The 12,263-nt window shown below is 31.3% G+C and carries 11 protein-coding genes; all 11 read left to right on the plus strand.

Going from position 1 to position 12,263, the window contains the following annotated elements:
• The first annotated feature begins 5 nt into the window (after positions 1 to 5).
• The 11 genes from galU (at position 6) to ACQKFG_RS13555 (ending at position 12,257) form a co-directional block, all read left to right on the plus strand.
• Positions 6 to 899 carry a UTP--glucose-1-phosphate uridylyltransferase GalU gene (gene galU, locus ACQKFG_RS13505; protein WP_427559617.1) on the plus strand — a complete coding sequence of 298 codons (894 nt, stop codon included), beginning with the start codon at positions 6 to 8 and terminating at the stop codon, positions 897 to 899.
• Positions 900 to 1,121: 222 nt separating this feature from the next.
• Positions 1,122 to 1,757: a sugar transferase gene (locus tag ACQKFG_RS13510; RefSeq protein ID WP_427559620.1), complete on the plus strand. Its 636-nt coding sequence runs from the start codon at positions 1,122 to 1,124 to the stop codon at positions 1,755 to 1,757.
• Positions 1,754 to 2,611, plus strand: coding sequence for an NAD-dependent epimerase/dehydratase family protein (locus tag ACQKFG_RS13515; RefSeq protein ID WP_427559623.1), 858 nt, complete (start codon positions 1,754 to 1,756; stop codon positions 2,609 to 2,611). The genes ACQKFG_RS13510 and ACQKFG_RS13515 overlap by 4 nt, the downstream gene beginning before the upstream one ends.
• Before the next feature lie 20 nt (positions 2,612 to 2,631).
• Positions 2,632 to 3,876, plus strand: a complete 1,245-nt coding sequence (locus ACQKFG_RS13520) for a glycosyltransferase family 4 protein (protein WP_427559627.1) — start codon at positions 2,632 to 2,634, stop codon at positions 3,874 to 3,876.
• Positions 3,869 to 4,900, plus strand: coding sequence for a polysaccharide biosynthesis protein (locus ACQKFG_RS13525; RefSeq protein ID WP_427559630.1), 1,032 nt, complete (start codon positions 3,869 to 3,871; stop codon positions 4,898 to 4,900). The genes ACQKFG_RS13520 and ACQKFG_RS13525 overlap by 8 nt, the downstream gene beginning before the upstream one ends.
• 88 nt (positions 4,901 to 4,988) lie before the next feature.
• The gene (locus ACQKFG_RS13530; RefSeq protein WP_427559633.1) at positions 4,989 to 6,098 is read left to right on the plus strand and encodes a capsular polysaccharide biosynthesis protein CapF; all 1,110 of its coding nucleotides are present in this window, start codon (positions 4,989 to 4,991) and stop codon (positions 6,096 to 6,098) included.
• Positions 6,099 to 6,101: 3 nt separating this feature from the next.
• A complete protein-coding gene (wecB, locus tag ACQKFG_RS13535) occupies positions 6,102 to 7,229 on the plus strand; it encodes a non-hydrolyzing UDP-N-acetylglucosamine 2-epimerase (protein WP_427559636.1) in 1,128 nt (375 codons plus the stop codon).
• 6 nt (positions 7,230 to 7,235) lie between these two features.
• Positions 7,236 to 8,312, plus strand: coding sequence for a glycosyltransferase (locus tag ACQKFG_RS13540; RefSeq protein ID WP_427559639.1), 1,077 nt, complete (start codon positions 7,236 to 7,238; stop codon positions 8,310 to 8,312).
• 78 nt (positions 8,313 to 8,390) lie between these two features.
• Positions 8,391 to 9,611, plus strand: coding sequence for a glycosyltransferase (locus ACQKFG_RS13545; protein ID WP_427559642.1), 1,221 nt, complete (start codon positions 8,391 to 8,393; stop codon positions 9,609 to 9,611).
• 186 nt (positions 9,612 to 9,797) lie between these two features.
• A complete protein-coding gene (locus ACQKFG_RS13550; protein WP_427559645.1) occupies positions 9,798 to 10,886 on the plus strand; it encodes an EpsG family protein in 1,089 nt (362 codons plus the stop codon).
• Between the two features lie 57 nt (positions 10,887 to 10,943).
• Positions 10,944 to 12,257 carry a flippase gene (locus ACQKFG_RS13555; protein ID WP_427559736.1) on the plus strand — a complete coding sequence of 438 codons (1,314 nt, stop codon included), beginning with the start codon at positions 10,944 to 10,946 and terminating at the stop codon, positions 12,255 to 12,257.
• Positions 12,258 to 12,263: the final 6 nt, after the last annotated feature.

Consider the following 12,263-nt stretch of genomic DNA (forward strand, 5'->3'; position numbering starts at 1 on the left):
AATTAGTGAAGAAAATCACAAAAGCAATCATTCCTGCAGCAGGTTTGGGTACTCGTTTTTTGCCCGCTACAAAAGCGATGCCAAAAGAGATGCTGCCAATCGTTGATAAACCAACGATCCAGTACATAGTGGAGGAAGCCGTTGCATCAGGTATAGAAGATATAATAATCGTAACTGGAAAAGGCAAACGTGCGATTGAGGATCATTTTGATTACGCTCCAGAACTCGAACAAATTCTATTGGAAAAAGGAAAGGTAGAGTTACTCAATAAGGTACAATATTCCTCTAAACTTGCTAATATCCATTACATTAGACAGAAGGAACCAAAAGGATTAGGTCACGCAGTATGGTGTGCTCGTAAATTCATTGGGGACGAGCCATTTGCCGTACTTTTAGGTGATGATATTGTCCAGAATGAAACGCCTTGCCTAAAGCAGTTAATGAATCAGTTTGAGAAAACAAACAATTCAATTATCGGAGTTCAAACTGTACCTAAGGAAGAAACAAACCGTTATGGAATAATAGACCCCGCTTTTCAAGATGGACGGCTTTATCAAGTTGAAAACTTTGTAGAAAAACCAGCCTTAGGAACTGCTCCTTCCAATTTGGCAATAATGGGAAGATATATCCTGACTCCTGAAATCTTCAGTATGCTTGATCAGCAGGAAGCTGGTGCAGGCGGTGAAATTCAGTTAACGGATGCGATTCAACGGTTAAACCAATTACAGCAAGTTTTTGCTTATGATTTTGAAGGAAAAAGATATGATGTTGGGGAGAAGTTAGGGTTTGTGAAAACGACGATTGAGTTTGCACTACAGAAAGAAGAAATAAAGGATGATTTAGTAGATTTTTTAGAACAACTGGTTAAGGAAATTTCTTTAGAAAAGATTCATGTGTAGGTATATAGTTTTTCATAACTAAAGATCATAGATTATAACCAAGAAAGGGGTATGCTAGGTAAGTCAGTTGTTTTAGCTACCATCTTCTTTGAATATTTTGATGTTGGATATGAGCGTAAGATGGAGATGGGATTATATTTAGTTGATGAGTAGTTAATTGTATAAGCATTGAAGGACACTTGAGTGCTAATTTAATAAATCTCAATCAAGGAGTGTTACTGCATGTATTTAAAGATAAAAAGACTGATAGACATCATTCTTTCTATAATGGGGCTTATTATTTTATCGCCAATATTCTTGATTCTTATTATAGCTATTAAACTTGACTCCAAAGGACCAGTGCTATTTAAACAAAAGCGTGTCGGTATTTATAAGACTCATTTTAATATTTTGAAATTCCGTACAATGAGAATTGATACACCCAAAGATACTCCAACTCATTTATTACAAAACCCAGAGCAATACATTACAAAGGTGGGGAAGTTCATGAGAAAAACTTCTTTGGATGAACTCCCGCAGATTTTGAATATTTTTGTTGGCCAGATGAGTATTATTGGACCCAGACCAGCACTTTGGAATCAGTATAGCCTTATAAAAGAAAGAGATAAATACGGTGCTAATGATGTACCACCTGGATTGTCGGGCTGGGCGCAGATTAATGGTAGGGATGAGCTACCTATTGAAATAAAGGCGAAGCTGGATGGGACATACGTTGAAAAGTTAAGTTTTTGGATGGATGTTAAGTGTTTCTTTGGAACCATCGTAAGTGTTGTTAAGAGTGATGGTGTTATCGAAGGTGGAACAGGAAGAGTTGGAAAAAAGGAAGTAGCGAGTACTAAGGAGACTACATCAAAATGAAAAAAATTTTGATAACAGGATCAAATAGCTATATAGGAACAAGTCTTGAAAAATGGCTTAGAAAATATCCTGATAAATATTCAATAGGTTTCAAAAGTTTAAGAAACGATTTATGGAAGAAGCACGATTTTTCGGAGTATGATGTTGTACTACATATGGCTGGAATAGCACATGTCTCGTCGGATCCAAAGATGGAAGAGATGTATTATAAAGTGAATCGAGATCTTACAATTGAAACTGCCGAAAAGTCTAAAGAAGAAGGAGTAAAGCAGTTCATATTTATGAGCAGTATTATTGTGTATGGGGATAGCAGCAGTAATAAACGGATAATTGATAAAAACACAGTTCCTACGCCAAGTAACTTCTATGGTAATAGCAAACTTCAAGCAGAAGAAGGTATTAAACCTTTAGAAAATGATAAATTCAAAGTAGCTATCCTGAGGCCACCCATGATTTACGGAAGAGGTTCTAAAGGCAATTATCCCAAGTTGGCAAAAGTAGCTCAAAAGTTACCCGTTTTTCCAGACATCGATAATCAGCGAAGTATGCTTCATATAGATAATCTTTGTGAATTTATCAGATTCGTAGTTGATAATGAAGATAGTGGATTGTTCTTCCCGCAAAATAATGCGTATGTCAAAACGAGCGAGATGGTAAAAATGATAGCTGATGTTCACGGTAAGAAAATCATACTAACAAAGTTGTTCAATCCAATACTGCAGGTTTTAGGACATAAGTCAGAACTTATTAATAAGGTATTTGGTAACTTAATTTACGACCAAAGTCTGAGTGACTATAAAGAGAATTACCAAATACGGGATTTTCGGAAAACCATTGAGTTGACGGAAAAATAAAGTTGATGGGTGGTAAGAACGTGAAAAAACACATTTTAGTTATCTCGCAATATTTCTACCCTGAGCAATTTCGTATCAATGATATTTGTACTGAATGGGTTAAAAAGGGTTATAAAGTAACAGTTATAACAGGAATTCCAAACTACCCTCACGGTAATTATTATGATGGGTATGGGCTGTTTAAGAAAAGAAAAGAAATTTATAACGGGATTGAGATTATTAGACTTCCTCTTATACCTAGGGGAAAAACTTCGATAATGCTTGCTTTGAATTATATATCTTTTGTATTTTCTGGTTTCTTGTGGAATTTATTCACAAAAATTAAAGCTGATTATGTCTTCATATTTGAAGTATCACCTATGACACAAGCCTTGCCTGGTGTATGGTATGCGAAAAAGAAAAGTATACCCTGTTACCTATATGTCCAAGATCTTTGGCCTGAAAATGTTGAAATAATAACCGGGACCACTAATAAACATTTTATTGGTGCTATTGGAAAAATGGTTGATTATATCTATGCACGGTGTACTAAGATTTTTACAACTTCAAATAGTTTTGTAAATTCAATAGAAAAACGTAATGTCCCGAGAGAACTAATAGAATATTGGCCACAATATGCTGAAGATTTTTATAGGCCATTAAAGAAAAAGAGTATCGAAGAAATTCCAAATGATGATGCTTTTAATTTAATATTTGCTGGTAATATTGGTAACGCCCAAGGTTTAGATATTTTACCAAAAGTAGCTGTGTTGATAAAAGCGAAGCAGCTAAATAGAAATATTCGTTTTAACATAGTTGGGGATGGAAGATATAAGGAAACTTTAGTTGAAATGGTTAAATCTAATAATGTCGAGGATATGTTTAATTTTATTTCCAAACAACCTGCAAACAGGATTCCAGAATTTATGGCAGTTAGCAACGCCGCCTTTTTGTGCTTAACAAATAATCCGTTATTCGCAATGACAATTCCAGCAAAGCTCCAATCCTATATGGCTTGTGGAATTCCAATTATTGCTTCTGCTGATGGTGAAACAAGTCAAATAATTAAAGAGTCAAATGCTGGGTTATCTTGTCCTGCTGGTGACATACAAAAGCTCTCTGAGATTATTATTAAAATTTCTTCTAAATCTAGCAAAGAATTAAACGAAATTGGACTTAACGCTAAAAACTACTATGATAAAAACTTTAATAAAGAAGAATTATTGAACAAAATGGATGAACACTTTAAAGAAAACTTGAAATTGGAGGGAAAGCAAATTGTTTAAGAATAAGACATTGCTAATTACAGGTGGTACAGGATCGTTTGGAAATGCTGTTATGGAAAGATTTTTAAATAGTGATATTAAAGAAATTCGAATATTTTCACGAGATGAAAAAAAGCAAGATGATATGCGTAAGTTATATAGAAATGAAAAACTGAAGTTTTATATTGGTGACGTTAGAGATCTTGCAAGTGTTAAAAATGCAATGCACGGAGTAGATTATGTTTTTCATGCTGCTGCTCTTAAACAAGTTCCTTCTTGCGAATTTTTTCCACTAGAAGCTGTAAAAACTAATATTTTAGGGACAGATAATGTTTTAACAGCAGCTATAGATTATGGAGTCAAAAAGGTCATTTGTCTTTCGACTGATAAAGCAGCCTATCCAATTAATGCAATGGGGATTTCAAAAGCCATGATGGAAAAAGTTTTTGTTGCTAAAGCAAAAACTGTCGATCCAGAAAGAACACTTATTTGTGGAACTAGGTATGGTAATGTAATGGCATCACGTGGATCTGTCATACCATTATTTATTGAACAAATCAAAAGTGGTCAGCCTCTAACCATTACCGACCCTAATATGACTAGGTATCTCATGAGTCTTGAAGAAGCAGTCGAGCTAGTTATATTTGCCTTCCAAAATGCAGTTGCTGGTGACATTATGGTACAAAAAGCACCTGCAAGTTATATTGGAGATTTAGCCCAAGCTATTAAAGAATTATTTAAGGCAGATAATGAGATTAAGGTTATCGGTACAAGACATGGAGAAAAATTATATGAAACCCTTCTTACGAGAGAAGAATATGTAGTTGCAGAGGATTTAGGTGGTTTCTTCCGGGTCTCAGCAGATAAAAGAGATTTAAATTATGATAAATATTTTGCTGAAGGAGATAAAAAGTTATCTACTGAAGAAGAATATAACTCTCATAATACCCAAATCTTAAGTATAGAGCAAATTAAAGAAAAACTTCTTGAATTAGAGTATGTTCAAAATGAACTAAAGGATATGAAGGTACTTTCTTCAAAATAATAAAAATAGATGAAGAAATTGCCTTATCCGTATTCAGGCATGAGCTTCATCTATTATATTTAGGTAATTAGAAAGGTTGGTTTATATAGTGAAAATACTCGTTACAGGAGCAAATGGATTTGTTGGAAAAAATCTAATTGCAGAATTACAAAATAAGGGATATGAAGATATTCTTAAGGTTACGAGAGAAACTGAACCTTCTTTATTGGATACTTATACAAAAGAATGTGATTTTGTTTTTCATTTGGCGGGAGTAAACCGTCCTGATGATGAAAAGGAATTTATGCAAGGTAATTTCCACTTCACTCTTGGATTACTAGAGCTATTAAAAAAACATAATAATAAATCACCTGTACTTATTACTTCATCTATACAGGCAGATAAAGATAATCCATATGGCAAAAGTAAAAAAGCAGGGGAGGACGTTCTGTTTGAATATAGTCATCAAACAGGAGCAGAGGCATTTGTATACAGACTCCCTAATTTATTTGGAAAGTGGAGTAAACCTAACTACAATACGGTTGTAGCAACGTTTTGTCATAATATTGCTAGAAATTCAGAAATCCAAATTAATAATCAAGAAGCCGAATTAACACTCTGTTATATTGATGATGTTCTAGAAGAGTTTATAAAAGCTTTAGAGGGAAATCCGACTAAAAAAAATAAATATTGCTTTGTGAAAACAACACATACTATTAAATTAGGGGATTTAGCTGAACGTATAAAAAGCTTTAAAGAAAGTAGAGTCGAGTTAAGCATTCCTAATATGGAAGACGCCTTAACGAAAAAGCTTTACAGTACATATTTAAGCTTTTTACCAGAAGAAAACTTTTCCTATGATTTAAAAATGAATTGTGATCACAGAGGTTCTTTTACAGAGTTTATAAGAACTCCTGAAAGAGGACAAGTGTCAGTAAATGTATCAAAACCTGGCATTACCAAAGGAAATCACTGGCATCATACTAAAAATGAAAAATTTTTAGTAGTAAGTGGAGAAGGACTTATTAGATTTAGAAAGATATATTCAGATGAAATTATTGAATATAGAGTTAGCGGCGAAAAGTTACAAGTTGTAGATATACCTACTGGATATACACATTCCATTGTTAATGTAGGAGAAAGCGATCTTGTAACAGTTATGTGGGTTAATGAATGTTTTGATTCAGTGAAACCAGATACTTACTTCTTGGAGGTATAATTAATGAAGAAATTAAAAGTAATGACAGTCGTTGGCACTAGGCCTGAGATTATAAGATTATCTGCTGTTATTAATAAATTAGAAGAGTCAGATGCTGTAGAACATATACTTGTTCATACGGGTCAAAATTATGATTATGAATTAAATGAAGTGTTTTTTAATGATTTTAAACTTAAAAAACCTAATTATTTTCTAGAAGCTGCAAACGGAACAGCAGTAGAAACTATAGGGAATATTTTGATTAGGATTGATCCTATTATGGAAGAAGTAAAACCAGATGCTATTTTGGTACTAGGTGATACGAATAGCTGCTTATGTGCTATTGCAGCTAAGAGAAGACATATTCCTATTTTCCATATGGAAGCAGGCAATAGATGCTTTGATCAAAGAGTACCAGAAGAAACTAATAGAAGAATTGTCGATCATACAGCTGATATTAATTTAACTTATAGTGATATTGCAAGAGAATATTTGTTAAGAGAGGGACTACCAGCAGATAGAATAATAAAAACTGGAAGTCCAATGTTTGAAGTACTAAATTCAAGAAAAAGTGACATTGAAGAATCAGATGTATTAGAGAGATTAAATCTTGATGTTGGAAATTACTTTGTAGTGTCAGCTCATAGGGAAGAAAATATTAATTCAGAAACTAATTTTATGAATCTAGTCGATAGTTTAAATTCCGTTGCAGAAAAATACAATGTTCCTGTAATTGTAAGTACTCATCCTAGGACTAGAAATATGATCAATGCCAAAGGAATAGAGTTTAATCCTCTAATAAAAACGATGAAGCCTTTAGGGTTTAATGATTATGTTAAGCTTCAAACTAAAGCTAAAGCGGTTTTAAGTGATAGCGGAACAATTAGTGAAGAATCTTCTATTCTTGGATTTAAAGCACTCAATATTAGGCAAGCTCATGAAAGACCTGAAGCTATGGAAGAAGCATCGGTAATGATGGTTGGTTTACAAAAGGAAAGAATATTACAGGGGCTAGAGATATTGAAGTCACAAGAAAAAGATTCACTAAGACTTGTTGGTGATTATAGTATGCCGAATGTATCTGATAAGGTTTTAAGGATTATACTGTCCTATACAGATTATGTGAATAGGGTTGTTTGGGGGAAGGATTAATCTACTATGAATATTATGGTTTTTGATGTCCCTGCTATAAATGGAGGAGCACTCTCTGTTTTAAATGATTTTTATCAAGAAGTAGCTGAGTATGAGGATACAAATATTAATTGGATTTTTGTGGTAAGTACACCAAGATTAAGGGAAACAGAGAATATTAAAGTAATAAGGTTTCCCTGGATAAAAAAAAGCTGGGGACACCGGCTTTTTTTTGATCAAATTATTGCTCCAAAATTAGTCAAACAATACAAAGTAGATAAAATCTTTTCTCTTCAAAACGTTATAATACCAAATGTGAATTGTGAACAAAATCTTTATGTACACCAATCTTTACCTTTTGTGGATTATAAATACTCTTTCAGAGATAATAAACTATTTTGGGTATATCAAAATATAGTTGGTAGAAATATTATTAATTCTATTAAAAAAGCTAAGAGAGTTATTGTTCAAACTAAATGGATGAAACAAGCATGTATGGAAAAAGCTCAAGTTGATAGCGGGAAAATTAATGTTGTTCCTCCTACAATTAATTTAGAAATTAAGGAGCGGTTTAATCCAAATGACGAGTCACTTTCAACCTTTTTTTATCCTGCCAATGGTTCCGAATATAAAAACCATCAAGTAATTCTGGAAGCGTGTAAAGCATTAAATAAAATAGGTGAGTTGAAATATAAAGTTATTTTCACGCTAAATGGAAATGAAAATCCTTACGTAGCTGATTTATATTCTCAAGTTCAAAAGGAAAAACTCCCAATTTATTTTGAAGGTTTTAAAACAAGAGAAGAGGTTTTTGATTTATTTACAAAGTCAATATTAATTTTCCCATCATTTATAGAGACGTATGGATTGCCGTTAAAGGAAGCCAGAATGCATGAAGGAATCATTCTAGCTTCGGACACACCTTTTGCTCGGGAAGTATTAAAAGGGTATGCAAATGTGAAATTTTTTGAAACATTTGATTCAAAAAAGCTTAGTCTTTTAATGTATCATTATTTCAGTAGGAAAGAACTATATAAATTTCAAACTGAAGATTATGATCATGAAATTGAACATAATAGAAAAATAATTACGTTTCTCACTTAATATAATAAATTTATTTATCAGGATAAGTATTTATAGGAAAAACTTTAAATGCTAAAAGACGGATTTTGTAGGTGAACAATGAAAATTTTATACTTCGGAAGTGTTTCTGATGATGAATGGTTTGATGAAGTTTCAAGCAAAAAAAACATACCATCACAAGTTGCACAATATATGTTTGAAAAAGCCCTAATAAGTGGCTTTTCAGAAAACGAAAATATTGATTTGCAATTATATTATTTATATCAAGAACAGTATTACCCTAAAGGAGGTTATTTAAGATTTAAAAAGAGAATAAAAAAATTTAACAACAAATATCTGGTGAGGTATTTATCTAATTTAAATCTCCCGTTAATAAAAGAGATTTATTGTTTTTTTCAAGGGTTATTTTTGACTATGAAGTGGGGATTTGAAAATCTAAAAAATGATCAAAAAATAATTTTAACTCCTTTTAACTATACACCTTTATCCTTAGGGGTTTACATAGCCTCTAAAGTATTACGAATAAAGCGTATTAATATTTTCACAGATCTCTCAAGCGATATAATGAATACAAAAAGGCAAAAGGACATGCCGAGGTTTAAAAAATACCTTTTACCTTTCTACATTAAATTAGTTGAATTTGTCGAACATAATTATGATGGATATGTTTTATTCACTAAACCAATGAATGACAGAGTTAATCCATCAGGTAAACCTTATATAGTAATGGAAGGGATCTTCAATAATGATTTAGATTTATCAAAGGTAACTAAAAGTAGGTCTATAATGTATGCTGGAACCCTGGCTTTTGAATATGGAGTAAAAAATATTCTAGATGCATTTGAAGAAATTAAAGATAACGAATTAGAATTATGGCTGTTTGGTGATGGGGATATGAGAGAATATATAGAAAAGTTAGTCCTTAGAGACAAAAGAGTTAAATATTTTGGCTTTAAGCCTCGAGCTGTAGTTTTTGAATATGAAAAAAAAGCTTCTTTGTTAATAAATGCAAGAAACCCCGAAGATGAATATACAATGTACTCCTTTCCATCAAAAACCTTCGAATATATGGTATCGGGTACTCCATTTTTAACAACTAATATAAAATGTATTCCTGAAAAATATTTAAAATATCTATATATAATAGATAAAAGCGATATTCATTCTATTAAAAAAGGTATAGAAGTAATTTTAGCAAAACCAGATTGGGAATTAGATGAAATTGGTAAGCGGGCTAGAAATTTTATTTTAGAAAACAAGAATAGTTCTGTTCAATCAAAAAAAATAGTTGACTTTATATTTGGAATAATAAATAGATAGTTTACTCAATAAGTAATATTAATAGGATAGTAAAAAATCTTTAGACATAAACTATCACACGATATATGGTCACATACTTTTAGATTCTTAAAGCAGTATTTATTCAAATTCGAATTAAAATACGTTGAACTAGTATGGTAGATTTTTTTAAGTAATCTAATAGAAATAATTTAAAGGGTGGGAGTCTTGGGGTTTTATATTTGGTTAACTTTAATTTGTTTTATTCTAGCGTATGTATCGACTCTCCTATATAGAAATAAAAGAGTTGATAAAAAACTAATAAACATTATTGACTTTGCACCTTATCTTATCTTAATCATTATCACAGGTTTTCGATATAACGTTGGGACTGATTACATCGGATATGCACAAAATTTTATTATTTTACAAACGCATGATATTCCAAGAGTTGAATTTACCTTTAAGTTAATTGTTAAAGCAGCGTATTTATTAGGACTAAATCAACAATTTGTTTTCTTAGTATATGCGGCAATAACTTATATTTTTATTTTTCTTAGTATTAAGTATTTTGATCAAAAAGGTGAATATAGACATTTTATTATACTACTTATTCTGCAGTACGTTTTATTTAATGGATTCAATACAATTCGACAGATGGTAGCAGTGTCTATATTTTTCTATTCATTAAGGTTTATAGTAAATAGACAATTTATAAAATATTTTATTTTCACTCTTATTGCATTTTTGTTCCATAAAGCTTCTATTATATGCTTAATTTTTTACTTTCTCTTGAAAATTGAAATTAGAAAAATATTTCCAATTTTGATATTTTCACCAATATTTCTATTCACAGATTTAGCTAATAAATTAATTTCTTACTTTATTAGCTTAAGTGGAAATAGCTGGTATGAAATATACTTAACTCAGTTTAATGACTATACAGAGATTGCAGGGGGAAAGGTGCTATTTTTATTTTACATTTTAGCGATCTTTTTAACTTTTACTTCAAAAAAGGTGCTTTATAAATCTAAAGAATTAATTATTATAAAGCTTTTTATTTGGTATTTAATATTAATGTTTATTTGTTTATCATCAGTTATAGCTACTAGAATTTTATACTTCCCTATGGTATCAATAATATTAGTAATACCTTTTCTTACTAAGTATTTTAAAGGCAAACAGGGTTTGTTATTTATAAGATATTCACTATTTATTTTCATATGTTTATTATGGATTACTTCTTTAACTGGATATAAAAATTTATTTAAAGAAAATAATATACTAGATTATTCATTTAAGATTTTTATGAATTAAAATTTTATGTTAAAAGCATTACATTTAAACAGATAAGAGGTCATGAAATTGGCTTTAATGAATTGGTACAAAAAGTGTAAAAATAAAATTGTAACTACTGAAACTTCTTCTAGAATCATTAAAAATTCCGGATGGTTAGTAAGCGATAAAGTGTTAACTATGGCAATCGGGGTTTTTATAACAGCTATAGTTGCTAGATATTTTGGACCTGAGCAATATGGTCAATTTAACTATGCCTTGGCTTTTGTATCTTTATTTACTGCTATTTCTACTTTGGGACTTGAGTCATTAACCGTTAAATCTATTGTTGATAAAAAAGTTAATGAGGGGGTCATCTTATGTACTAGTTTGTTACTTCGAGTTGTAGGTGGCATAGTATTAACAATTATGGCTGTTATAATAATCAATTTCATTGAGCCTGGAAACTCAGACCTCCAAATATTAGTACTCATTATGTCATTTACAATGATTGCTAAGTCGTTTGAAGTGATTGAATACTGGATACAGGCCTCGCAAAAGTCAAAAATTTCCTCATTAATACGAATGTCTGTATATGTTGTGATGTCTGTTCTGAAAGTTCTTCTAGTGGTTAAGGGAGGTAATTTAGTACATTTCGCTTTGATTTATACTTTAGATGCAGTAATAGTTAGCATGGCACTCATAATAGCGTACTTTAAGTTTAGAGAGGAAAGGTCTGCGTGGAAGTATAGTTTCAGTTATACAAAAGATATTTTATCACAGAGTTGGTATCTAATTCTTTCTGGTCTAATGATTACTATTTATATGAGAATTGATCAGGTGATGCTGGGGAGTATGATGTCTTCGAAATTAGAGGTTGGTATCTATTCTGCAGCAGTTCGAATAGCTGAAATGTGGTATTTTATTCCTATAGCAATTATTACTTCTTTTAGACCAGTTATTATGAAAAATAGAAATATTAACGATGAAAAGTACTTAAAATCTTTACAGCTTTTATACACAATTATTGCATGGACTGGAATTGGATTCGGTATAGTAACTCTTATCTTATCAAAGGCATTAGTAAGTATTCTCTATGGAATAGATTTTTTAGAAGCGGCAAGTATTTTATCTATTAGTGTTTGGGCAGGGACATTTGCATTGCTTGGATCTGTTCGAAGTATTTGGTTAATTTCTGAAGGGCTTCAAAAATATACTCTTATATTCATGGGAGGGGGGGCAATCGTTAACATAATACTTAATTATTTATTTATTCCCTATATGGGTGGAAAAGGTGCTGCAGTTGCTACTTTAATCGCACAGGCAATGGTAGCATTTTTTATACCATTATTATTTAAAGATACTAGAATTGCTTCATTTATGATTTTAAAAGCATTTAAATTTAAAATATAAAAAGCA

The sequence above is a fragment of the Peribacillus sp. NPDC076916 genome (assembly GCF_050269675.1).
Taxonomy (GTDB): domain Bacteria; phylum Bacillota; class Bacilli; order Bacillales; family DSM-1321; genus Peribacillus; species Peribacillus aracenensis.